21 protein-coding genes are annotated in these 24,617 nt (G+C 48.6%); 7 read left to right on the forward strand and 14 right to left on the reverse strand.

The window, feature by feature from the left end; translation table 11 throughout:
* Positions 1 to 18: 18 nt before the first annotated feature.
* On the reverse strand, positions 19 to 1,878 hold the full coding sequence (locus MHB82_RS05600; protein WP_445671219.1) for an ABC transporter ATP-binding protein: 1,860 nt from the start codon (positions 1,876 to 1,878) through the stop codon (positions 19 to 21).
* The gene (locus MHB82_RS05605; protein ID WP_341174097.1) at positions 1,865 to 3,613 is read right to left on the reverse strand and encodes an ABC transporter ATP-binding protein; all 1,749 of its coding nucleotides are present in this window, start codon (positions 3,611 to 3,613) and stop codon (positions 1,865 to 1,867) included. Before MHB82_RS05605 ends, MHB82_RS05600 begins: the two co-directional genes overlap by 14 nt.
* Before the next feature lie 356 nt (positions 3,614 to 3,969).
* On the opposite strand from MHB82_RS05605, the gene MHB82_RS05610 reads away from it, so the two are divergent.
* Positions 3,970 to 4,893, forward strand: a complete 924-nt coding sequence (locus MHB82_RS05610; RefSeq protein ID WP_110821472.1) for an S-layer homology domain-containing protein — start codon at positions 3,970 to 3,972, stop codon at positions 4,891 to 4,893.
* Positions 4,894 to 5,034: 141 nt separating this feature from the next.
* On the opposite strand, the gene MHB82_RS05615 is transcribed toward MHB82_RS05610, so the two are convergent.
* Both MHB82_RS05615 and MHB82_RS05620 read right to left on the reverse strand, forming a co-directional pair.
* Positions 5,035 to 6,558 (reverse strand): glycoside hydrolase family 43 protein, encoded by a 1,524-nt coding sequence (locus MHB82_RS05615; RefSeq protein WP_341174098.1) that lies wholly within the window; start codon positions 6,556 to 6,558, stop codon positions 5,035 to 5,037.
* Between the two features lie 12 nt (positions 6,559 to 6,570).
* Entirely contained in the window at positions 6,571 to 8,253 is a 1,683-nt protein-coding gene (locus MHB82_RS05620) for an ABC transporter substrate-binding protein (protein ID WP_341174099.1), read from the reverse strand.
* Positions 8,254 to 8,500: 247 nt separating this feature from the next.
* Here MHB82_RS05620 and MHB82_RS05625 point away from each other — a divergent pair, with 247 nt between their 5' ends.
* Together MHB82_RS05625 and MHB82_RS05630 are read left to right on the forward strand one after the other, a co-directional pair.
* Positions 8,501 to 9,370 (forward strand): helix-turn-helix domain-containing protein, encoded by an 870-nt coding sequence (locus MHB82_RS05625; RefSeq protein WP_341174100.1) that lies wholly within the window; start codon positions 8,501 to 8,503, stop codon positions 9,368 to 9,370.
* A 71-nt stretch (positions 9,371 to 9,441) separates the two neighbouring features.
* Entirely contained in the window at positions 9,442 to 10,287 is an 846-nt protein-coding gene (locus MHB82_RS05630; protein WP_095360772.1) for an EcsC family protein, read from the forward strand.
* Between the two features lie 113 nt (positions 10,288 to 10,400).
* Here the strand turns inward: MHB82_RS05630 and MHB82_RS05635 are convergent, their stop codons facing one another.
* The 7 genes from MHB82_RS05635 to MHB82_RS05665 all read right to left on the reverse strand — a co-directional run bounded on the left by MHB82_RS05635 (position 10,401) and on the right by MHB82_RS05665 (position 16,067).
* The gene (locus tag MHB82_RS05635; RefSeq protein ID WP_437126821.1) at positions 10,401 to 11,675 is read right to left on the reverse strand and encodes an MFS transporter; all 1,275 of its coding nucleotides are present in this window, start codon (positions 11,673 to 11,675) and stop codon (positions 10,401 to 10,403) included.
* Between the two features lie 288 nt (positions 11,676 to 11,963).
* The gene (gene queF, locus MHB82_RS05640) at positions 11,964 to 12,437 is read right to left on the reverse strand and encodes a preQ(1) synthase (protein WP_095289120.1); all 474 of its coding nucleotides are present in this window, start codon (positions 12,435 to 12,437) and stop codon (positions 11,964 to 11,966) included.
* Between the two features lie 164 nt (positions 12,438 to 12,601).
* The gene (gene queE / locus MHB82_RS05645; RefSeq protein ID WP_341174101.1) at positions 12,602 to 13,381 is read right to left on the reverse strand and encodes a 7-carboxy-7-deazaguanine synthase QueE; all 780 of its coding nucleotides are present in this window, start codon (positions 13,379 to 13,381) and stop codon (positions 12,602 to 12,604) included.
* Complete coding sequence (gene queD / locus MHB82_RS05650) at positions 13,374 to 13,865, reverse strand: 6-carboxytetrahydropterin synthase QueD (RefSeq protein ID WP_110821465.1); 492 nt, start codon at positions 13,863 to 13,865, stop codon at positions 13,374 to 13,376. The genes queE and queD overlap by 8 nt, the downstream gene beginning before the upstream one ends.
* On the reverse strand, positions 13,862 to 14,542 hold the full coding sequence (gene queC / locus MHB82_RS05655) for a 7-cyano-7-deazaguanine synthase QueC (protein ID WP_341176589.1): 681 nt from the start codon (positions 14,540 to 14,542) through the stop codon (positions 13,862 to 13,864). The genes queD and queC overlap by 4 nt, the downstream gene beginning before the upstream one ends.
* Positions 14,543 to 14,888: 346 nt before the next feature.
* Entirely contained in the window at positions 14,889 to 15,593 is a 705-nt protein-coding gene (locus MHB82_RS05660; RefSeq protein ID WP_095360768.1) for an AIM24 family protein, read from the reverse strand.
* 18 nt (positions 15,594 to 15,611) lie between these two features.
* A complete protein-coding gene (locus MHB82_RS05665; protein ID WP_341174102.1) occupies positions 15,612 to 16,067 on the reverse strand; it encodes a hypothetical protein in 456 nt (151 codons plus the stop codon).
* Between the two features lie 306 nt (positions 16,068 to 16,373).
* Here MHB82_RS05665 and MHB82_RS05670 point away from each other — a divergent pair, with 306 nt between their 5' ends.
* The 3 genes from MHB82_RS05670 to MHB82_RS05680 all read left to right on the forward strand — a co-directional run bounded on the left by MHB82_RS05670 (position 16,374) and on the right by MHB82_RS05680 (position 18,572).
* A complete protein-coding gene (locus MHB82_RS05670; protein WP_170948122.1) occupies positions 16,374 to 16,541 on the forward strand; it encodes a hypothetical protein in 168 nt (55 codons plus the stop codon).
* A 207-nt stretch (positions 16,542 to 16,748) separates the two neighbouring features.
* Positions 16,749 to 17,453, forward strand: a complete 705-nt coding sequence (locus MHB82_RS05675; protein ID WP_141236674.1) for a hypothetical protein — start codon at positions 16,749 to 16,751, stop codon at positions 17,451 to 17,453.
* A 156-nt stretch (positions 17,454 to 17,609) separates the two neighbouring features.
* Complete coding sequence (locus MHB82_RS05680; RefSeq protein ID WP_341174103.1) at positions 17,610 to 18,572, forward strand: helix-turn-helix transcriptional regulator; 963 nt, start codon at positions 17,610 to 17,612, stop codon at positions 18,570 to 18,572.
* Between the two features lie 54 nt (positions 18,573 to 18,626).
* Here the strand turns inward: MHB82_RS05680 and MHB82_RS05685 are convergent, their stop codons facing one another.
* Positions 18,627 to 19,298, reverse strand: a complete 672-nt coding sequence (locus tag MHB82_RS05685) for a 3'-5' exonuclease (RefSeq protein ID WP_127538074.1) — start codon at positions 19,296 to 19,298, stop codon at positions 18,627 to 18,629.
* A 533-nt stretch (positions 19,299 to 19,831) separates the two neighbouring features.
* Here MHB82_RS05685 and MHB82_RS05690 point away from each other — a divergent pair.
* Positions 19,832 to 21,565, forward strand: a complete 1,734-nt coding sequence (locus MHB82_RS05690) for a proline--tRNA ligase (RefSeq protein ID WP_341174104.1) — start codon at positions 19,832 to 19,834, stop codon at positions 21,563 to 21,565.
* Positions 21,566 to 22,183: 618 nt separating this feature from the next.
* Here MHB82_RS05690 and MHB82_RS05695 read toward each other — a convergent pair.
* The gene (locus tag MHB82_RS05695) at positions 22,184 to 23,998 is read right to left on the reverse strand and encodes a 5'-nucleotidase C-terminal domain-containing protein (RefSeq protein WP_341174105.1); all 1,815 of its coding nucleotides are present in this window, start codon (positions 23,996 to 23,998) and stop codon (positions 22,184 to 22,186) included.
* Between the two features lie 180 nt (positions 23,999 to 24,178).
* Positions 24,179 to 24,595, reverse strand: coding sequence for an ImmA/IrrE family metallo-endopeptidase (locus MHB82_RS05700; RefSeq protein WP_095360761.1), 417 nt, complete (start codon positions 24,593 to 24,595; stop codon positions 24,179 to 24,181).
* Positions 24,596 to 24,617 lie beyond the last annotated feature (22 nt).

The raw sequence follows: 24,617 nt of genomic DNA on the forward strand, positions 1-24,617 counted from the left end.
GGCACAGATTGGCATTCATTACCCAGGAATTGCCGTGTCACCACCGGTCTCTCGTGCATGGGCATACAGATCGGCGTAGATGCCTTCGGCTTCGATCAGATGCTGATGCGAGCCTTCCTCGACAATCTCGCCATGCTCCATGACCAGAATCCGGTCTGCGTGCATAACGGTAGACAGGCGATGTGCAATGACAATCGTGGTTCGACCCTGAGATACCGTTTCCAGTGCCTGCTGCACCAGCTGCTCGGTATGGGAATCCAAATTGGCGGTTGCCTCATCAAGAATGAGTATACGGGGCTGGAATACGACAATGCGGGCAAAAGAAATTAACTGACGTTCCCCGGCAGACAGACCGCTACCGCGTTCCGATAGGCGGGTATCGTATCCCTGCGGCAGTCGTGAGATCATGGCGTGTGCCCCGACAAAACGGCACGCTTCGATTGCCTGCTCTCTCGTAATATCCTCCCGAAACATGCGGACATTGTCAATAATGGAGCCTGAGAACAGAAAAGGCTCCTGCTGGATAAGCCCCACAATACGATGCAGCTTGGCCTGAGGCAGCTGCCTGATATCCGTGCCGTCGATTTCAATGCTGCCCTGATTGACATCGTAGAACCGATTGAGCAGGGAGATCAGTGTGCTTTTGCCAGCTCCCGTTGTACCCACAATGCCGACCATTTCCCCTGGATAGAGGTGCAGATTCAGATGCTGAATGAGTGGGCGGTCTGCCCGGTAGCCGAATGACACATCGTTAAAATCAATTTGTCCCATCACGTCCCGGGGGTCCAGTGAAGAAGCGGTCTCTGCTTTTGGATCTGCGACCTCGGGTTTGGTATTCAGAATGTTCCAGATCCGATCCATGGACACGGTAGTGGACTGGAACGTATTCCATTGCATCGTAATCTGGTTGATCGGCTGGAAGAACTGGCGGATGTAGCTGATAAATGCATAAAGTACACCGACCTGCAGCGATTCACCCAGCACGGCGCGTCCGCCAAGCCATACCATCATCACCAGGGCAGCATTGCCCAGAATGTCAAACGTCCGGTTGAAGATGACATTGGAACGGGCCTGGGTAATGTTGGCCTTCAAGTGTAGTTTATTTTGCTCTGTAAAGCGTTTCTTCTGTTCTTCCTCCTGGTGAAAGGCCTGAATGAGAAACATGCCGGACAGGTTCTCCGCCGTAAAAGCAATCAGGCGGGAGAGACGGGTACGGGCATTTTGATAGGCCTGGCGCAGCTTGCTGCGAAACAGGATGGCCACAATGGCGATAACGGGCAGTACAATCAGCGAGTAACCTGCGAGCACTGGATCCAGCTGAAACATGAAGAAGATAATAAGCACCAGCATCATGCCATCCCGAATCAGACTGAGCAGAACCTGGGTGAAGAAACTGCTGATCGTCTCCGTATCGCTGGACACATTCGTGACCAGACTCCCGATATGGAAGCGGTCGAAGAAGGACATGGACATTTTGGAGATGTGCCGGAAGAGATCTTTGCGAATGCGGGAGACGATGTTCTGACCGACATGCTGCAGCAGGTTGTTTTGTATATAGGTAAAAATAAAGCTGATTACAGCCAGTGCCAGATAGACGGCAGCCAGTTTTACAAGAAATCCTACGCTGGTCTGGCCGATCGCCAGATGGTCATCTATAGCGATTTTGACCAGATATGGCTGGAGCAGGTCGGCAGAGATCCCAAGCAAGGAGCATAAAAAGATGCCCAAAAAAGCAAATCGATGTGGTCTGGCGTAGCTCATCATCGCTTTAAACGATGAACGCTTGCTGAGTTCTCTCTCTGTGCCCGAACCCGCATGGTTCCCGGATGAGACCTGAGGTTCGGTGCTCGCTTTGGCGCCAGTCTTATGATCCTTCATGATGCAATCCCTCCTCCTGCAAACGATAGGTCGCGGCGTACAGGCCCTCAGCGGCCATCAATTGCGAGTGCGTGCCTTGTTCAGCGATGTGTCCCTCATCCAGCACAATAATTTCATCCGCATGACGGACGGCGCTGATGCGATGGGAGATAATCAGGGTTGTTTTGCCTTTGCCAATTTCCTTCAGGCTGCGCAGAATGCCACTTTCCGTTACCGCATCAACGGCACTCATGCTGTCGTCGAGAATGAGGATCTGAGCCTTTTTGATCAATCCCCGAGCCAGGCTGGTTCGCTGACGCTGACCGCCGGACAACGTTAGTCCACGTTCACCGAGCAGGGTGTCGAATTGATCCGGGAAGCGAATAATGTTGTCGTAGATCATGGCCTGCCTTGCACTGCGTTCCACGGTGTCCAGTGGTACCTCCCGGTCACTGAATGCGATATTGTCACGAATGGTGGTGCTGAAAAGGAATCCATCCTGAGGGACATAGGCAATGCGGGAACGAAGACTTTCCAGCGACAGCTGCCGAATGTCTGTGCCATTCATACGAATCGTGCCTTCAGGCGGTTCATATGTACGAAGCAGCAGTTTGACCAGGGTACTTTTTCCAGAGCCGGTCTTGCCCACAATGCCTACGGTCTGTCCTGCGGCAATCTTCAGACTGATGTGCTTAAGAGCAGAAGCTGAGCTCCCGGGGTAGGAGAAGGACAAGTCTTCAATGGCGATCTCGTTCACGGCGTTCAGGGTTTTAGCCCCGGGGACTTCCCGGACATCCGGCTTTTCTGTCAGCAGATCGTTAACCCGTTCAAGGGACGCTCCCGATCGCTGCATGGTATTAATGACATTGCCAATCTGCTGAAGCGGTCCCATAATAATCCGCAAATATAGCGTCAACGCGACAAAGCTTCCGAGTGTAATGGAATTCTGCATCGTCAGAATACCGCCGATAAGCAGAGAAACAACGAGCGAGATGGCCCCAAGCAGTGGCAGCAGTGCTTGAAACAGGGAAGAGAGTCGCACGAGTCGCAATTGTTTTTCCTTAATGGCATCTACAGTTGCGCCGAATCGTGCACGGGCACCGTCTTCAATGGCGAACGTCTTCGTCACGCGAATTCCGCCGAGCTGCTCTTCCGCAGATTCGGTCATGCTTGCAAGGGCATCCTGCACATCACGAGAACGCTTGCGGATGCGGGGGCCAAAGAACACAACCAGAAAGGGTATAGCCAGCAAGGGAACGATACTGATCAGAATCAGGCTCATTGGAATGCCGCTAAGCAGCATCATGACGATACAGGAGATCAGCAGAAATGTGGCATTTGTCATCATTGTCACCCCGTTGGAGATGGCTTCGCGCACGGAGGTAACGTCATTCATGACATAGCTGAGCAGTTTCCCGTTTCCCTGCTTGGAAAAATAGTGCTCGCTCAATTCGGAAAACTTGCCGAAAATGCGTTCGCGTGTCATGAATTCGAAGCGGCGTCCAAGCCGCATAATCATGAACTGTCCTGTTCCGAAGAGAAGGTTGTAGGCGATGGCGATGGCCAGAAGCCACAGACTGTAACGGATGACCGTATTCATTTGAAGTGTATTCTGCATGAGCTGGTCCGTGAAACTGCCCAGAATACGGGGCAAAGAGGCCTGACCGACATTGGAGGCAATGATCAGCACAACGGCAGTCAGATACACGGGCCAGTTGGAGACGACATAGCTTCGAAGCAATCCTGTCTTGGACATATCTCGGGTTCTCCTTTGTTCGGATGAAAGTTAGGTAAGGTACGGAGGCAAGAAAAGGGCCGACACCTATAATTAGCGCGTCGTGCCCTCTTACTTTATGCGATCCAGTTTGCTATTTATCCGTTAACGAATGATTTCTTCTTTTCTTATTTTTGCGCTAATTCGTATCATTGTCAACGAAGCCGGGAAGAAGGGCATGAAAGTGAAAATTCGCAGGCCATGGAGACATGTATATGTAGTTTTTTGCACAAGATTACCCTAATGTCGAATTCTCTGAAACATTTTCTGAAGGTGTCCCGTCTGTAGGATTGAAGAAGTCAAAAATAGGGTTTACTAAACTTAGGAGGTGCCAGGAAATGAAACATAAAAAAGGATTGGCTGCAACACTTGCGCTTTGCGTTTCTCTGACGGCAGGAGGTGCTTCTGTATTCGCTTTTTCGGACGTAACCGATGAAGGGCAAAAAAATATTGTTGATTCCCTGAAATCCAAAGGGGTTGTCAGTGGTGTAACGGCAGATCTGTTCCGTCCGGACCAGGCGTTGTCCGAGCCGCAGGGTGTTCAATTGATCGTGAAGGCATTTGGATTGAAAAATGAATATGCTGCCGCTTCCGCTCAAAATAAAATCAGTCCGGATACCTGGTATGCAGATGCTGTACAGGCTGCAACCCAGAATGGCCTGTCCATCCCGGTAGAGTTGAATCCGCAAGGCAAGATGACACGTGAGCAATTTGTTATTTTGCTTCATGAAGGCATTAACACAACCGGGAATTATCCGGTTATTATGAAGTATAATTTTGTTAAGGACGAAAATAAAATCGGTAAGGACGCCATATCTGCAGTCCAGAACCTGCTGAACATGAACATCATTGAACTGGATAAGGACGGCAACTTCCGTCCAGATCAGTCGCTTACCCGTATGGAGGCTGCAAGCATGATCTTCAATGCACTTGAATTTGTAGATAGACACGGCAATGGTGGCTCGGCTGAGCCAGCTCCAGAGACTCCAGGGGAAGGCCAGCAAGCCATCGTACCTGAAGTGACGACAACTAAGGTTGATGACAAAACAACCAAAGTGAAGCTCACTGCTGAAATGCCTCATCCTGGCTACGGTTTGAAGATTGATGACGTCAAACTGGAGAAGGATGGACGTGCGATCGTGCTGTATTCCATCGTTCAGCCGGATCCGGACATGATGTATCCGATGGTTATTACGGAAGTTACGGCAGAGACGGATATTCCAGCCGGGTATACCGCTGAAGTACAGCCTTCTGGTAAGTAAGACCCATTGTTTTTGGAATGAACCCCGTTAGATTGATAATGTAAGAAATAACTCCATCGCTAGAAGATACTTAAAACCCACCGCGGCCAGATCAACATTGACGGTGGGTTTTTGGTGTGTTTGGATGCAGTTTATCAATGGTTAGTCCTGTATTTCCTCTTGCGGTTCATAGTCGAACCAATCGAATTGAGCTGGCGTGCCCGTTCCAGATGGAGCATGGGCATACATGGCGATGATGATGCCAGTGAAGCCGCCTGCCACTTCAGTGGAGAGCAGATGGGTTTCGCCAGATCCGATCAGAATGTCCTCCCCCAAGTCGTGCTGCAGGAAAAACGTGAATTGATTACGATCTGTCTGAATTTTTAATCTGACGGGGCCTGTTCCACAGTCGTGAACCTGTTCAGTTTGTAATGAACCTACGGTTCGGCGGAAAATAACTTTCTTCTCTCCATGAATCTGCTTCATCGCCAGATCGTAATGATATTTTCCATTCATGAAGACTGTTAATCCGGCCTCTTCTTCTTCCTGCAGCGGCTCGTAGTCCAGACTGGCAGCGATGCTGCATTGGAAATGACTCAAGCGCCGCCCAACAAATGCGGGATTCCCCTGATCATGAAGGGAGAGGGAGTTACCACATAAGGTCAAGTGGCCCGGATTCGAAGTTAGTGACCAGCTGCCGGGAGCCGGGTTTCGCAGGAACACCCAGCCCGGCCCCAGTGTGGGCAGGTCAAAATGGTCCCGAACTGCTGGCGATGGCCACGGCGTTTCAGGCAGCTGCGGTCCAGTCATGACAGGCTCGATATGCCCGTTATCGCCGATGATAGGCCATCCATCTTCCGTCCATGTGACTGGGGCAAGAAACGTCTCACGTCCCAGATGATGCCGCAGCGGATAGGCAGCAGGACGAATGCCGAGGCAGACCGCCCACCAGCTTCCATCCTGAATCTGGATAAGGTCTGCATGCCCTGTAGCATGGATGCTGGTCTTCATGCTTCGATTGGACAGGATCGGATTGGCGGGACATGCTTCATATGGACCATAGGGATCGTTGCTGCGGGCAATGGTAACCATATGACCATATTCCGTGCCACCTTCAGCAATCATCAGATAATACATGCCATTTACTTTGTACAGATGGGGTGCCTCAGGTGCGGCTCCTCCTGTTCCTTTCCAGATTAATCGGCTGTCGGTTAATCGTTCTCCTGTCTCGATATCAATCTCGCACTGATAGATGCCTTCACCTTCTGCACCGTTACAGGCAGATTGGAAGTATGTCCGGTCATGTTCATCGAACAAAAGGGAGGGATCAATGCCTTTCTGATCAACATAAACGGGTTCCGACCAAGGGCCTTCAGGCTGACGGCTGCGTACATACAGGTTGCCACCTGCACTTACATTGGTCGTGATCATATAGAACCAGCCGTCATGATGCCGAAGGGTTGGCGCATAGATTCCCCCGGAAACCCATGCATTTGCCAGTACAATCTGTTGGTCGGAGGTTAGCACATGGCCAATCTGCCGCCAGTGGACCAGATCTCGGCTGTGGAATATGGGCACTCCTGGAGCATATTCGAAGGTGCTGGTCACCAGGTAATAATCTTCATCTACCCGGCAGATACTCGGATCAGGATAAAAGCCGGGTATGACGGGATTGCTGTATTTCATCATGTATTACTCCTATTCATTCCAAAGTTTAACGCGGTCCTGGACGTACTTGGTAAATCCCTGTTCCATTTTCTCAACGCCGGCATCGATCAGCATCTGCTGATAGTCATTCCAGATGGCTTCAAATTCCTCCGGTTTGGCCATAATGGCCTGTGGGATCTGCTTCCATGTGATGTCCTTGACCTTACTTGAGATGATGTTGATCTCGTCCTCGCTTGGCACGGAGATGTTCCATACGGCACCCCAAGGTTTAGCCGGAAAGTCCTTTTCGTTCGGGAACAAATCCATCCATGTTGTGGCACCATAGGCCTTGAGTGTTTCCTTATCGGCATCGGTGTAATTTTCCACAATCTGTTCCGGGAAGTTCTTGGTGTAATAATTGCCGGTAGAGTCTTTGACACCATCTCCATAGTGAGCACCGAGGTTTGTGTAAAATCCAACCCCTGATTCTTTGCTGAACGCAATGTTATCATTTACAATTCGCTTCTGTACTTCAGCGGGGACAACACGGGTGCCATCCTTGACTTCATAATGCTTGCCTTCGATCCCCCAATTGTTCAGTACCTGGGCTTCTTCTGAAGCAAGGTAGTCCAGGAACTTGATCGCCCGGACCGGATCTTCACAGTCTACGGTGATGCCAACACCCCAGCCAGCCATAAAGCCCGTTGATTGATAACGGTTATCCTTGTATTGATCCGACAACATGACGGAATAGTGTCCATAAGTCTGGTCAGTTTTCCCGGCAGCTTTCAATGCCTTTTCGCCATCAGCATAGCCCCAGTCCACATCGGTCAGGCCGATGACCCGGCCAGAAGCGACTTTGGACAGATACTGGTCATTCTTTTGCACAAACGACTCCTTATCGAGCAAACCGGTATTGTACATGTGGTTCAGCCACTGGAAATATTCCTTTTCACCTTCGGTGCGGAAATGATAAGAAGCCCCATAGGTTTCCGGATCGATGTAGTATTCACCGTCACCTGATTTGCCGGTCGTTTCGGCAGCCTGGTTCGTTACAGTAATCTGAATGTGCCAGTCATTCGCATTCAGCGTCATGCCGATGTTTGGATTGCCATTTTCATCGGTAGGATGCTTCTCCAGATAATTGCGGATGACATTCTCGTAATCCTGTAACGTTTTGATCTCTGGATATCCAGCTTCCTTCACGGCTCGATGCTGCAGCTGGAAGCCGCCGCCTGCGACGAAATTGACCCCATCAATCGCAGAGTATGTTGGAATGACGTAGATGGACGGATCATCGTTGCTGTAGCGAAGCCGCTTCATTTCATCCCCGAACAGTTTTTTGAGGTTGGGCGCATGCTCTTCAATCAGATCGGTTAGATCAAGCATGGCCCCGGCATCGATCAATTTGTCGAGATCCCCTTTGGGACTGATCAGATCCGGGTAATCCCCGCTTGCTGCGATTAGTGCCAAACGCTGGGAGGGATCCGACATGGCGAACTCCGCATTTAGGGTTACACCTGTTTGTTTGGTAATTTCCTTTCCGACATCATCCTGCATGTTGCTCCAATTCGGATTGGCATCTGCACCGAAGAAAGTGAAGGTTACCGGAGCAGTTTCATCACCACTGGAGCTGCCATTTGTTGCACCTTCACTGCTGCAACCTGCAAGCAAGCTTAATGAGAGTGTGAGCGCGACTGACCATTTGGGAATGTTTCTTATCGATTTAACCATGCTACCCCCCTGAAGTATTTGTATTTTTGAATGCGTTTGCAAAAATGATCTGAAAAAAGATCAGACTGCCCGTAGAGCAGAATCATGATCATGTGTTTCTGATCGTATACACCTCCTCAATTCGTCATTCACTGCCGTCTCTACATGATGAATTATATCGGGGGAGTACAGTGGAAACCTTGATTTTTCGGTCCTGGAGTAGCATGATATAGACATCAATCCAACCGGAATCGTGGAGGAGAAACGATTGAGCAGCACGTATCTGAACTGGTTTACATCTGACTTGCAGTTTCCATTTTATATTCAGTACGGTGGACATGAGGAGGATACCGAACTGCATCAGCACGTCGATTTTTCGGAGCTTGTGATCGTGCTGAACGGTAATGCCACGCATGTTGTACATACGGAGGAGTATTTTATCAAAAAGGGCAATGCCTTTGTTATTAACGGCTCCACACCTCATGCTTACAGGGACCCTCATGACTTTAAAATCTGCAATATAATGTTTAGACCGGAGATGCTTGCATCCATTGGACCGGATCTGAAGAAATCGAACGGGTTTCAGGCGCTGTTCGTCTTGGAACCATACTATCGCAATATTCAATCTTATCCTGTCAAGCTGGCGCTTCCCATTCCCAGTCTGGAGTATGTGGAATCGCTGATTGCGGTCATGATTGAGGAGTATCATGGCCAGCTGCAGGGATATCAGACGATGCTGCTCTCGCGATTCACGGAGCTGGTCGTCTACCTGTCGAGGCACTATGATACGCAGGAAAAGGGGATGGAGGGCAACCATCTGATGCACTTGGCGAATGCCATATCCTATATGGAAGATCATTACCTGGAGCCGCTGACACTGGAGGAGATTGCAGGTAAATCCAGTATCTCGGTAAGGCACCTGAATCGGATCTTTCGCTCTTATTATCAGATGACGCCAATTGCTTATATGTTGACACTCCGACTGGAGAGAGCGTGCAGCTTGTTGAAACACAGCGGCCTGACCATAACCCAGATCTCCTATGAATGCGGGTTTAACGATAGCAACTACTTCACCCGTCAGTTCCGAAAGGCCTATGGAGTCTCCCCTAAGGGATACAGGCAAAATCACACGGATTAGTAACCAGAATCCTTTTTCAACGTATACAATCCATAGCTGAAGAATTAATCGAATATACAGGAGGATCACATATGGATTCACGTGAAACATTGGATCAGGAGCTTGAGCAGATCTTAAAGTGGGAAAAGGAACAGAAGGATTTATTCATCTGGGATAAAATCGGGCGGTTGCCATTTGCGATGCTGGATAAAGTCATGCCAAAAGCAATCAAACAGAAAATTGGCGATGCCCTGAACGAAGTTGGGCAGTATGTACAGAATGGCGGCAAATTTCTCGTTCAGAAAAAGAAGGTAGCCAAGCTGCTTCAGGAAGAAGCGGAGAGATCGGGTTACTCGATGAAGGACCATACCTATCGACTGGAAGAGGATGCCGAAGCAGAAGGGACTGCCAAAATTCATAGTGTGGAAAATCTGCCGCTTGAAGTGTTGGACCGCGTTGCTGACAACATTACGGAGAGCAGAACCAAATTTGCCGCAGCACAGGGTGCCGCAACAGGAATTGGCGGTATTGTAACGATCGCAGCAGATATCCCGATGGTGATGGGGCTTTCCCTGAAGGTACTGCAAGAGATGGCCTTATGTTACGGATATGATCCCGACGATCCCCAGGAACGGATATTCATTGTGAAGTGCCTGCAATTCTCCTCCGCCGACATTGTAGGCAAGAAGGCAATTATCGATGAACTGGCCGAGTATGACAATCCGGACAAGCAAGTACAGGTCGTTTCACAAATGCAGGGCTGGCGTGAGGTTTTCAATTCCTATAGTGAATCCTTCGGCTGGAAAAAGCTGTTCCAGCTTATCCCGATTGCCGGCATGGTGTTTGGTTCGGTAAGCAACAAAAATACGATTAGTGATGTTGCCGAAGCAGGCAAAATGTTATACAAAAAAAGGCTGATTCTTCAGCGCTTGAAGTAATAAACGATTAATGAATAAAAGGGCTCCCGCCAACTGTATACCAGATTGAAGCGGGAACCCTTTTTGGCGTTTATTTAGGTTTATAGAATGTAGTAACAGTATCCGTATTCTTTTTATTCCTCACTGCCGTTTTCATCTGCCCAGCGTTTCAATACCTTATCCGAAGGCAGCAGGAAGGTGAGTATGCCGATCAGCGGCAGGAAGCTGCACATCTGCATGACTGGAGATACACCGAACACGTCGATCCAGTTTCCCAGGACAAGCGCACCGAGTCCTCCCATACCGAATGCGAGCCCGGTGATCAGACCGGAGACGGTTCCGATTTTGCCCGGAATGAGCATTTGGGCATAAACGACAGTCACAGAGAAGCTGGATAGCATGATGAATCCGATAATGGTCAGCAGCACCCCGGTCCAGAACAGATTGGCATAGGGCAGCAGCAGTGCCAGTGGAGCCGCTCCGGCCATTGACAGGAAAATCATGTTGCGTTTGCCGAAGCGATCTGCCAGTGGACCTCCGAAGAATGTGCCGAGTGCACCAGCAGCCAGGAACAGGAAGATGTAGATCTGTGCATCCTCTGTGGAGAGGCTGAACAATTCCTTCAGATTAAACGCATAGAAACTGCCAATGGAAGCGACGTACCATGAACGAACAAAGACGAGCATAATCAGAATCGTGATGGCAGCAGCTATCTTTTTGCGAAGTGCGGGATTTGGAGCACGACGGGCAGCCGCCTGTTTGCGAAGATAGCCTCCCGATTGCAGCATGCGGCCGTACCAGCGGGCAATATAGATCTGTACGGCAATCCCCATGGCTGCAATGCCGGTGAATCCGATGGCGCCGAACAAACCAAACGGGATGAAGATCCATCTCGTCAATAGCGGAGCAAGAGACTGTCCGGCATTGCCACCCACCTGGAAGATGGATTGAGCGAGACCCCGACGAGGCCCTGCGGCCATATGAGATACCCGGGAACCTTCCGGGTGAAAAGCGGCCGAACCAAGCCCGACAAAGATAACGGAAATCAGGACAGCCATATAACTGTCGGCAAACGCCAGCAGAAGCATGCCGGTGAACGTAAATCCCATGCCGATCGGCAATATCGAAGGTGTCGGCTTCTTATCTGCAAACCAGCCCACGACAGGCTGCATAATGGATGCGGTAAAGTTGATGGCGAAGGATATCCATCCGATCTGTGTGTATGTAAGATGCATGGAGTCTTTCAGGATTGGAAAAATAGCCGGAATGACAGACTGGATCGAATCGTTAAACAAGTGAACCAGACTGATGGCAATCAAGATCCGGTAAACGGTGCTCTGGGCATCCAATCCGGGTTGGTTTTTCGAACGCATGGCAGCGTCCTTGGTTAATGAAGTTTGCATGGACATGTACTTTTCTCCTTTGGTCGCGGTCACGAGGGATCAGCGCCTGATAATGTAGTGTGCCTAAGCATATTGTTACATAATAGGATAGATTGTTGGAAGCGACAAGGGGAACAGGTGAAATATTGACATTCCATAGAATATATTAACCCGCTCTTGATAAGTTCGATCGAACCTTTGAGCGATTGTGGGATTACATAAATAAAAGCCGAATTTCTTCGGAGTGAAGATTTCGGCTTTTAAGTGTTCTATTATTTTCAATATACTGCAGAGCAGAACAGAAGTGCCGGAAAATTAACGGTTATCAATCGTTTCCGGATACATGTCATGATTCATCATGCGGTGCTCAGCCATCTGTTCATACTTGGTTCCGGGTTTGCCGTAGTTCGTATACGGATCAATGGAAATGCCGCCGCGCGGCGTAAATTTGCCCCAAACCTCAATATAACGAGGATCCATCAGCTTGATCAGGTCGTTCATGATAATATTCACACAATCCTCGTGGAAATCTCCATGGTTGCGGAAGCTGAACAGGTACAGTTTAAGCGATTTGCTCTCTACCATTTTCACATCGGGAATATAGCTGATATAAATGGTGGCAAAATCAGGCTGACCCGTGATTGGGCACAGGCTCGTGAATTCCGGGCAGTTGAATTTTACAAAATAATCGCGGTACGGATGCTTGTTATCAAAGCTTTCCAAAATGCCGGGATCATACTCGAACGTATATTTCACGCCCTGGTTACCCAGCAGCGTCACATCTTTCATTTCATCAGGTTGTCTTGTCAATGTGTTAACTCTCCTTGTTCCGTTCAAGCGCGAAGCTCTCCGGTATATGATAGGGATTCCAAAGTTTAAATGGGAAGCCCCTGTTTGTTTCCAAAAAAATTACATCATGCCGCCCATTCCACCCAAGCTGTCCATGCAGCTGATCAAACGCCGCGTTTGTTTCCCCACACTAAGGTGTGCAGCTGTGGAAGCACGCGGACATCATTCAGGTCATCTGATGCACTGACCTGATCAATCAACCACTCATAACGGGCGAGCAGCGACGAAGCCAGATCTGGCGTCTCGGTAGAAGTGACGTCTGGGTTTCCGGTCTGTAAATACAAATCGGTAGCTGGATACCGTTCATGCACGCGGCGGGCATAATCCAAGTCTACTTCATCGAAAATGACAATTTTCAGGCTGTGGCTGCGTCCTGCAGGGCCTGTGGACAATCGGTTAATGAGATCATCCAGCACGTCCCAGTTAGTGTCCATGCCCGAGCTAGGCGGCTTGGGAGACACGGTGACTTCGTCAATGTCAGCCAGCCAAGGCTGCCAGCGGGAGCCCTGCGTCTCCACCGCAGTACGGATGCCGTTCTCCCGGAGCAAAGAAACCAACCCGCCCAGCGAAGCCAGCAGGGCAGGGTTCCCGCCGGAGATGGTAACATGGGAGAATCGCGAACCGCCTACACGGCGCAATTCAGCCCATACGTCCTCTGGTGTAATCATCTGGATCTGGTCCTTGCCACTGCCGTCCCAGGTAAATGCAGAATCACACCAGGAGCAGCGATAATCGCAGCCAGCGGTGCGAACAAACATGGTTTTCTGTCCGATCACCATGCCTTCGCCTTGAACGGTCGGACCGAAAATCTCCATGACCGGGATGCGCGCTTCTTTGTTTTGTACGGAGGAAGAAGCATTCACGTTTTCTTGCACACTACTCATCGATCATCCACTCCCGTCTAGCCTCGGCGTAGCTGGTTGGTGTCTCGTAGAGGCGCACAAATTCGGTTCGGCCACCTTCGGTAAGCCCTGCATATGGTTCTGTCTGAAGCGCGTGTTCCATTTGTTCGAACAGCCAGACGACCATATTTTCAGCTGTGGTATTCATGAGAGGAAGCGTCTCATTCAGATACTGATGATCCAGATATCCTTCAATTTTTGTCTTCCATATATCCTTGATGTGTCCAAAATCAACCGTTAATCCGGTCTCGCCCGGATAACCGCTGATGCCAAAAACGACTCTATACGTATGGCCGTGCAAGTTCTTGCACTTGCCTTCATAACAATGCAGGTGGTGCGCAGCATCGAAAGTGAACTCTTTGCTGACCAGCACACGTTTGCGGTGATAACGCAGCTGTGAAGGAAGAATATCCTCCCCAATCCGCTGCAAATGCTCAACTATGCGGAATGTTCCTGGCTCTCTCATCGTACATCTGCTCCTACAGATGCCCCAGCAGAGCGCTGCTCCACGTAGCGATCCAATCCTGCTTTGCGCAGTTTGCATGCAGGGCATTCACCGCATCCATCTCCAATAACCCCGTTATAGCAGGTCAGTGTCCGCTCGCGTACATAATCGAAGGCACCAAGGTCATCAGCCATCTTCCACGTTTGGGCCTTATCCAGCCACATCAGCGGAGTATGAATGACAAATGGGTAGTCCATCGACAGGTTAAGCGTCACATTCATGGATTTAACAAATGAATCTCGGCAATCCGGATATCCGCTGAAATCTGTCTCACATACGCCAGTGACCAGATGACGCGCTCCTTTTTGCTTCGCCAGAATGGCGGCAAAACTGAGGAAAAGCAGGTTGCGGCCATCTACAAATGTGCTAGGCAGCTCGCCTTCTTCGTGCGTAATTTCCACATCTGTACGGGTCAATGCATTAGGTGCGAGCTGGTTAAGCAAACTCATGTCCAGTACGGTTTGCTGTACATTCAGATCGCGTGCAATTGAAGCAGCACATTCGATCTCCAGCTTATGACGCTGTCCATAATCGAAGGTCACCACCTCAACTTCAGCAAATTGCTGTTTGGCCCAGAACAGACATGTGGTACTATCCTGACCGCCGCTAAAGACGACGACCGCTTTTTCTTCGTTCAACATAAAAAAACCTCTCCATCTTCTTAAGATCAATCTATGCACCTAGGCACAGAGTGTCGGAAGAACAGAGAAGTTCATGAACTGGCATCCATCAAAAAACACACCTTTCCTTACGCTGCTAAAAAACAGCACGGTAAAAGTGTCCTTAGTTTTTTACGTACGTCATACACGGTGTACGCAAGACTTGTAATGACCTGCAAAAGGTCAAGTCTTATAGAGGGAGTTCGCGAACCTCTCCCATGCCAGGAGGCATGGATTTTCTTCTTCAATTGTCTGAACCATTATAACACGAAACCGCCCGGTGACTACCCCGCATGAGTAATAAATGCGGAGATCACCGGGCGGCTCATTTAATGATTACATTGCCGAAGGGAATGACTTCCTTAAGGATGCGTTTGAACAGTCCTTCATCATTCAGGTCCCGTTCGAGTCTGTTATTCTCCCGTCCTGCCTGGAAGAGTACCGAGCCCTGTCCTGTCATTTTCCAGTGGTAGTTCATATGCTGACTGGCGAGATTATTCCCGTACACGGTGAGTTCCAGCTTGGCATTCTCGGGATAGGCTATGATGCTGCCTGCATCCACGTAAAGCGGGGCGGTAGGGTGTAATTCCTGCTGGCAGACCTGGCCTTGGGTTAACAGCCCAATCTTGCCTTTGCCTGAAAATTTCATTTTGACAGCATCCTGAGTGATCAGCATGTTCTTAATCTTCTGGATCTTGGTATGCATGTTCACTCCGTCTGAGTAAAAGAAGAGATGCCGAAAGTCGTACAGCAAATCACTTTCCTCGGTGAGCTCCACTTCCTTCATGGTAAAACCGGGAGGGAGGGCAGCCACAAATTGGCAGGGGCCGGTAATTTCGGATTTGATCAGCTTTTTTTTGCGAACCATGCCTGAGATGGTCATGAACTTGTCATTGCGGCTGCTGCTCGATCCGCGAAAGGCGACGATTTGCTGCGGGTGCAAAATATGAAGCCGGTCATTCTGGATCAGCGAGAAGGTTACCACTTGTCCAGCTCCGCCAGCTTCGGCAGTGTTCAGGTGTATGTGCATGTGCTTGCTCCTGTTCTTTTAGGCTCGGCCCGAACGACGACGCATTCCCCAGCGCATCACGCGAATCAGAACAAAATAGCCTAATATGAGGACAATGACGGTGATGATCATCGTTTGAATTCGTTTGGTCGTGGCATTTTTGGCATCTTGATCTTCCTGCAGTTTTGTCACCATATCAGTCAGCTTCTGGTTCTGTTCTATTAACTGCTCATTCTGGGCCTTGAATGCTTCGACATTGGCCTGGGCTTGTCCCAATTGAGCAGAGGTTTCATTCAGTTGGTTCAGCGTCTGCTGGTAGCTTTCCTGCAGGGCGTTCACTTCACCAGGGAGCTCGGAAACGCGTTCCCAGCCGCTGTATATGTCGGAGAATATATTGGCACTAGCTGCACTTACTGTAGAGGTCAGCGTAACGGTAAATAAAATGCATGTGGTGAATAACACCCGAATGAAATGACCCTTCATGGGTTGTGGCATCATTGGCACCTTCTTTCGGTGAGGTTTTTCGTCTGCCGAATTCGTCGTCATTTGTTGAAATACGGCTCTTACATTATACGCCAAAAGGGACGTGTTGGGTTCAGTGCATTGCAAATTTTCAGGAGGAATCATTTGTTTAATTCAACGTGCACCAGGGTAATATACTTTCAAGGCAGCGCGCGGACAGTTTAAACATAATATCATTACCCCGGTTCCGGGTGCTTCCATTCACAATGACGAAAATAATAAAAAATAATAATATATCCGATTTTTAGAATAAGATCGTGAATAAAGGAGAAGAAATATATGTACACAACAGAGCAAACGACACCAACCAAGACGATTATGATTACCGTAAACGGAGAGCCAATCGGGCGTAAACTGATCATTGATAGCGTGACTTACGCGCCTGTGAGAGAACCGGAATGGGCAGCATCCATGACAGAAATGGGAATGAATCAGCCTACCGTGTAAGTTGGGACTTGTCATAAATATGGAGCGGGGAAGCTTGGCATAATGCCAGGCTTTTTCGTCGTTTTATGTCGAATTTAGACGGATTTAGGGATGTAAAATCATTTTAATGTAAAAATATTATGCGAACATATGTTCCGTGACAATATAGTGTCCATTCACCCTGATAACTTATAAGATAATACACATAAATCGGGGGAGAGACTACCAGTGAACTCAGTCTTTGAAGTATGTTATTCGTGGAACAGAGAGGCCATACCGACAGGGGGGGCCGACCCCGTATATATGATGGTGGAATGGCGTTACGGGGCCCCTGCCAAAAGACTTAGGAAAGTAGCACCTAAAATTGTGTCAAGAGACATGGAACTTTTGCTCAAACCGGAATTTGGAATTGAACTCAAAGGAATTTATGGTTGCCGATCAAAGGAGACCGACATCGGCTATATTCTGCGGCTCGGCGATGTATACAAAGGGGAGAGTAAACAAATTCTCCTCGAGTTTGCCATGGGCCCTCGTGTCTCTGGAAAAGCAGCCATATGCTCTGCCTACTGGAGCACACGCAAAGTGAAGCAGAGTCAGAGAGTATTGCTGCGCCGTGAGCAATTGTATATTCAATATACAAGCCACCTGGGGATGTTAAGGCAGCCGGAGGACCCGAAGGTGGAGAAGACGATTAAATTAAGCGAGACCGTGCCGTTGATCAAACAAGCATTGCGGGCCTATGAAAGAGGTCGTGCACAAGAGGGAAGCAATCTGCTTCGCAGGCATGCAGATGCCTTGTTGATTGAGGCAGCACGAAAGCAGGATCTGGATTATTACCAAGAAGCCGAGATTGTGGAGAAACTGCGTTACCACTACGGAATCACATATGGTGGAGCGTACAACAGCCACGGAAAAACCATGTTATGTGAGTAGGAACAAAGGACTATTGAGAATGATATGAAAATGAATGTTTCTACATAGAATTTAAAGGTGAAAATAAAGAGTGAGTCGAATGTACTATATATCATGATTAACAATTGGATGGAGTTGTATCGAATTTTTTGACAACTTAGTGGAGGGTCCGGCAAAATGACAGACCGACTGATCCGATTAATGCGCATTATAACTCTTGTGCAGGCAAAACCGGGAATTCTGGCCCGGGAGCTGGCCGAGCGATGCGAGACAACGGAAAGGACGATATATCGCGACATGGAGGCCCTCAGCGCAATGCATATTCCGATCGCCAATATGGGACACGGGAGAGGTTACATGTTTATCAGCAACTTTGCCATGTATCCGCTCAACTGGTCTGATGAGGAGGCTCACGCTTTTGCTCATTTGGCGGAGGTTATGGATGATATTCGTCCTTATCTGAAGCCTGCTTTCGAGAGCGCCTATGAGAAAGTGGTTGCATCGAATCAGAAGAACAAAACGGAGCGGGTAGAGTGGTCAGAGCAGATTGGCGGTTTATTTAAAACAGGGCTGCCTGCTTGGCAGAATGACGGCGATGAATGGAAAAGCAGTTCACTGGTAACTTTACTTCAAGCTGGCATGTCACAAAACACAATTGAGGCAGAATATCTCACTCAAAACATGAAGAAAGTGGTGCGGCTCGATCCGTATTGCTTGATTCCACGTGAGTACCGTTTTGATTTGTTGGCATACTGTCATCTTTCGGAGGTGCTAAGGATTTTTGAAGTAGAGAATCTGCAAAAAGTACGGATTCTGCCTCGTACATTCCGCAAAGACGACTTTCTTTTGCAAACCCATTTCCGAAAGTCGGGAGCCTGTCAAGAACAAGAATGGATTTCGTTCAAAATCCGTTTTTCCCGCGATGCTGTTGAACATGTGATGCAGCAAAAATTTTTGGTGCGTCCCATTCTGACGATGGAACCAGAAGGAACATTACTGCTGGAGACCGCTTTGGCTGAAGATCAGGAATTTTTGAGATGGCTTAGTCAATATGGGCCGGAGGCAGAGATACTTGAACCCGAGGGATACCGAAGTGTAATGAAAGAACGCCTGAAACGCTGGCAGCAGTTGTATAGCTAATGCCCAGCGTGGACAGGCGTTCTTTTGCATGATTAAGAGGAAAGATCAAACAGCTTATTCATTGGTTTTGAACAGATGAGCGAGATTACCGAAGGGTGAATCTTTCACATCGTCTTCTGTGCTGCTGGAATACACAACTTTGGAAGCAACGCCTTCATCATCAGCGGCACAGTTGGTTTCCAGATTGAATCGATCGAATTGATGCATGAATACTTTGGCGGTATTGATGGCGTCATCCAGTGCACGATGTTGGGTGCCGTCGAACTCGATTCCGCATAGTTCGAGTGCTTGAGCTAGTCCAAGCTGACGGAATTTGCCTTCCTTGCGAACGGTTCGCGACCACTGCTGCTGCAGGTCATTGTGATTCGTGATCCAGGCAACATCAAGCTGGTGTGTACGACAATGGGAGATCAGCTTGCTGCGGTCATCGGGTCCCCAGGAACACATGTAATAAACTTCGCTTCCCATCCAGGCGATAAAGTTTTGGAGTGCTTCAGGAAAAAGAGGAGCAGCATCAATATCTTTTTGCGTAATTCCAGTAAATTGAATGGTGTCGGTGGACAGCACCGACTTATTCGAAGGACGAACATAAGTATGAAACGTGTCGGATACATATAATCCGTCAGGTCCTTCCGTAACTTTTACCGCACCGATATCGATGATTTCAGAAGAGTAACGAGCGTTACGGCTAACCGTAAATTCAAGATCATAGATAATATATGGCATAGGACAAGCTCCTTTATCAATAATACATGTTCTCTATCTCTCTATATTACAGGGAAGCCAGCGGGATGTCAGCACCACCCGCGGATTTCTTCCTGCCCGTTATCTGCATGTAAAGCAGTAGTTGACAATTGCTTGCAAATGCACTAATGTGATCAAAAATGATAACAGCGATTAGCGAGGACATAATTGCGCCAGCCAGCTTCAATCAGAGAGGGAACCGATTGGTGTGAGGTTTCTGCTGCTGCTTCGTAATTCCCACCTCGCGAGCTGCGGAAGAGAATGCCTGCAGGCTGCAACCTCCGCCGGACTGGGCCCGTTACGCCTCAGAGGACTGTATGATTCCGTATTTCCTATTGGGGAAACGGGACGTTTGTTCAGCATGTCCGGGGAAACCCGAGACGTGTTAGTGAATGTAACCATGCAGTTAAATAAGGGTGGTACCACGACACATTCGTCCCTTGACGGATGTGTCTTTTTGCTGTTTATCCACTCATTTTGCAAAAACGATCAGGAAGATAAGGAGTGTGGAATGGATGCGTCAAAGTGAAATGCTTGTTCCAACATTACGTGAAGCGCCGGCAGAAGCGGATGCAGCTGGACATCGCTGGCTGCTTCGTTCAGGCATGATTCGCCAGCTGGCAGCAGGGATATATAGTTATTTGCCGCTCGGGCGGCGTATACTGCTCAATGTCGAGCGGATCGTTCGCGAAGAGATGGACCGTGCAGGTTGTCAGGAAGTACTGCTGCCTATTATGCAGCCGGCAGAGCTGTGGGAAGAATCGGGAAGATACAGCCAGTACGGCCCTGAGCTAATGCGTTTGCAGGATCGCCACGATCGGGAGTTCGCCCTCGGACCAACCCATGAGGAAGTGGTGACTGCTCTTGCGCGTGATGAGGTGAATTCCTACAGAAAATTGCCCTTCACGTTATATCAGATTGGAACCAAGTTCCGGGATGAACGGCGTCCAAGATTCGGCTTGCTGCGAGGCCGTGAGTTTATTATGAAGGATGCATACTCTTTTGCTTCCGACTGGGAAGAACTGGATCAAACGTATCAGGCGATGAATAAGGCATATTCACGCATTTTGGAGCGCTGCGGTCTGGAATATATTCGTGTAGAAGCAGATGCAGGTACAATCGGCGGTCAGGGAGAAACACACGAATTCATGGCACTGGCTGATGTGGGAGAGGATACGATTGTATCCTGTAAGCAGTGTGGGTATGCTGCGAATCTCGAGAAGGCTGGATACCAGACAAATGGAACTGTAACCCAGAATACAGCTGAATCCCGGTCGAATGAAGGGGACCAATCGCTAATTCGAATCCATACACCCGCCATTCGTACCATTTCCGAGCTCAGTTCCTACGTCGGTGAGGGACCCGAGCACATCATCAAAACACTGCTCTATCAAGCGGATGGTCAACTAATTGCTGCACTTGTTCGCGGGGACCATGAGGTTAATGATATTGCGCTCAAGCAAGTATTGGGGGCCGAGGAACTCATTCTGGCTGACGAAGAAGCGCTCGCAGGACGTTCGGATTTGAAGATTGGTTTTCTGGGACCTGTAGGTCTGGATCTGCCACTTATCGTGGACGCGGATGTGGCTGCGATGGGAAGTGCTATTACCGGAGCCAATGAAGTCGATATGCATTTGTCGGGTGTTCGTCCGGGGGTGGATTTTGCCTTGAACAAAGTCCGACAAATTCGCTTCGCGGCTGACGGGGATAACTGCCCTACATGTGGAGCCAAGCTTGTATTCACCAAAGGCATTGAAGTAGGTCACATTTTCAAACTGGGCACCAAATATAGTGATGCCATGAACGCTTCATTCCTGGACCGGAATGGTCGCCAGTGTGCCCCGGTGATGGGATGTTACGGTATTGGAGTGTCCCGTCTGATGGCTGCCATTGCCGAGCAATATGCTGGAGAGGACGGAATAAGGTGGCCGGCAGCTGTTGCACCATATCAGATTCACCTGATCCCCATAAACTGGAAAGATGAGCAGCAGCGTCAGCTTGTCCTGGAACTTGAACAGCAGTTAGGGGATGTAGGATACACGGTGCTGACAGATGATCGGGATGAACGTCCCGGGGTGAAGTTTAAGGATGCGGAACTCATTGGTCTGCCTGTGCAGATCGTGGTTGGCCGGGGCGCTGCAGAACGGAATGTCGAATTAGGGTCCCACACTCTTGCCAGTAAAGGGGAACCCAAGCGGATTAGCATGAGTGTGGAAGAGGCATTGACTCATGCCAAGGAAGTGCTCTAGTCCGTAGATAATCTTATTTGTCCGAATGTCAGTGAACTGTAAATTCGTGTCATAATGAGACATATTTTATAGGTCCGCATATTATGGAATATTCCATTTTTGTTGGATATTTTGAAATAAAGCACTAAAACAAGGCCTATAGACATATGAATTAGCAGAATTGTATGCATGATGCCGTACAAAATGACTACTCTTTACTATCGTGTATAATGCATTTTAACTTTTTGACAAGTACACGTCCCGCTGATTGGGTTGAAGTATGGAAAAACGTGCAAATATGCAAAGCATTTTTGTATATTTTGTTCATCTGGAAAGCGAACAAATCCCGCAGCAGTGGCAATTATGCGCATATTTTCTATAGTTCACGATTAGGGACTCAGAGAGTGTATGTACGATAGGTTAGGTTTGAGGATTTATTTTTGCCGCAAAGGTATTTTAATCGTTTTTGCCTAAAAGGCTCACAAGGGAAAGATAAATGGTTGCTTCTAAAATGAGAAGCAGAAAGGGTGCTCCTTCAGCCAGATTGGCTTGAGGAACACCCTTTTTCCGATACTGCTATCATTACTTCTGATTCATTCGATCTGTGGAGCAGGTCACACTATTCGAATATTGGTTTGCTTAAGAAGCAGCAGGCAGCTTCAGTTGTTGACCAGGATAAATCCAGTGAGGATTTTTGATGCTGTTCAACTTTTGCAGGGCTTGCCAGGTTGTGTTGTATTTTTTGGAGATGGAGTAAAGGGAGTCTCCGGATTTTACAACATATACTTTGGCAGGAGCTGGTTTGTTTGGTGTCGGTTTTGAAGGTGTTTCTGGTTTTGGTGTTACCGGTTTTGGCGTTTCTGGCTTCGGTGTAGTTGGAGCCGGTGTCTCTGTCTCTGGAGCTTCCGGTTCAACTACAGGTGTTTTTGCTTCCTTGATTCGGCCATCTGTTTTGATGTCCACAGCGCCAAGCTTCTGCATGTATTCAATCAGTGCCTCGTCCATTGCACCGTACATGCCGGAGATGGTGTATTTGTTGAACATGGTATACTCGTCACCGCCAACGGCTGTGAAATCATTTGTAGCCAGGGTATACGTGGCTTCCGGATCAAGGGCTTTGCCGCCAATCGTCACGGAATGTACACGGCTGCCTTCAGCAGCTGAAGTATCGATACTAAACGTCATGCCAGACACTTGCGGGAAACCACCGCTTGGTTCCGGGTAAGAGGCTACACCGTTTTCAAGGGCTGCCAGAACATCAGAGCCTTTTACATCCAGCGTTACAACCTGATTACCAAAAGGAAGTACAGTGATAATGTCGCCTTTGGTTACGATACCTTTTTCAATGGAAGCACGGATACCGCCTCCGTTCGTAAGTGCGATATCTGCATTGCTGACGTCACGAAGGGCATCTGCGAGCAGGTCACCCAGGTTGGTCTCCCCGGCACGAACTTGTTCGCGTTTACCGTCAAGCAGGATCGCTGTGTTTGCTACTTCTTCCGCAAGAATAGGTTCTTGTTCTTTTTGAATGGAGTTCACGAGTGCTGCTACTTTCTCATTCGGTTTAATATCTTTGGCTTCTGTTTCATCAATCAATGTAGCTTGTTTCTTCGTTACCTTGCCACCGTCTACCCACAGATCGATGACACCTACGAAGTTGGTGTACTCTCCGGCACTCGCGATCAGTGTTCCGTTGTCGGATACGAGACCATCCTGGAGGATGGTGTGGCTGTGTCCGTCGATGAATACATCAATACCCGGAACTTCTTTTACCACTTTGAAGCTAGTGTCTGTACTGGAAGCATCTTGTCCAAGGTGTCCCAAAACAACTACCACATCTACTTTGCTGCGAATTTCGTTCACTAGAATTTTGGCTTCCGCAGCGGGGTCAGTAATATCAAGATCTTCAACATTCTTTGGATTTGTTTTGTACATGGTTTCAGGTGTAGTCAGTGCGATGATTCCGATTTTGACACCGTCAACTTCTTTGATGAGGTAGGGATCAAAAAGACGAGTTCCATCTTCTTTCTTCACGTTGGCACTGAGCATTGGGAAATTCATCATGTCCGCAAGCTCAACAAGGTGCTTGGAACCGTAGTTGAATTCGTGGTTACCCGGAACGATGGCCTGGTAGCCCATTTCATTCATGACCTTGACGATACTCTCGCCATTCACGAGTGTTGCAAAGGTTGTTCCGTGCACAGCATCTCCTGCATCAAGCAAAAGGGTATTGGGATTCTCGCTGCGGTATTTGTCAGCAATCCCTGCCACTTTGGCATAGCCCATTGCAGGTGAAGCTTCAACTGCACGTGCATGTGTGTCATTCGTATGTAGAATCGTAATGTGTTTACCCGTGCCCGGAGTTGTATCCGTTGCAGCGGCCGCAATTCCTACGCTGCCAAACAGTAAGCAAGCCGTTAGCAGAAGTGAAACGTAAGTTTTCCAGATTTTCATATGAATCTGTACCCTCCCAAAAATATGATCTGCCTGAGCTCTCGCACAGCTCAAATTGTATTTTAGCAGACTATGATTAGGAAATCTCGTGATTTACGTAAAAATAGGTAACCTGAAAGTGACATCTGATCGACTGGATGGGAAATAAAGTTAACGGTCATTCGAATGAAACATATGTTCTTATATAGAGTAAAAAAAATGCTGCGCTTCGCGCGGCAGTCCTGTACGTAAACAGAATTTCTCCAGGGATTCATCAGGTTCCGGCATGACTCCTGAGGTCAATAATTGAATAGCAAAACGATTGGCCTGTCTTTCGAGCTTGCCGGGAGCAAAATAGGAGTGTTCCTCCAAAAAGAAACGATTGATGCCTTTGTGCAATCGGTCGTGTCCAAGTTCATGAGCGCATACAAACCGCTGCCATTCCGGCGGAAGTTCACTGTGAATGACAATAAACCTGCGGCGGAGCTTGCGGAAATACAGCCCTTTGGTAGACTTGCCCAGATTGGTGAAACGGATCTGTATTCCAATGGCTCTGGCAATGCTGAAGGGGCAGTTGGTCCGGTGTTTTCGAATCAGCTTTGTTACCATCTCGTCCATATCATCTCACCTGCTGCTTCAT

The sequence above is a fragment of the Paenibacillus sp. FSL K6-2862 genome (assembly GCF_038005125.1).
Lineage (GTDB): Bacteria > Bacillota > Bacilli > Paenibacillales > Paenibacillaceae > Paenibacillus > Paenibacillus illinoisensis_A.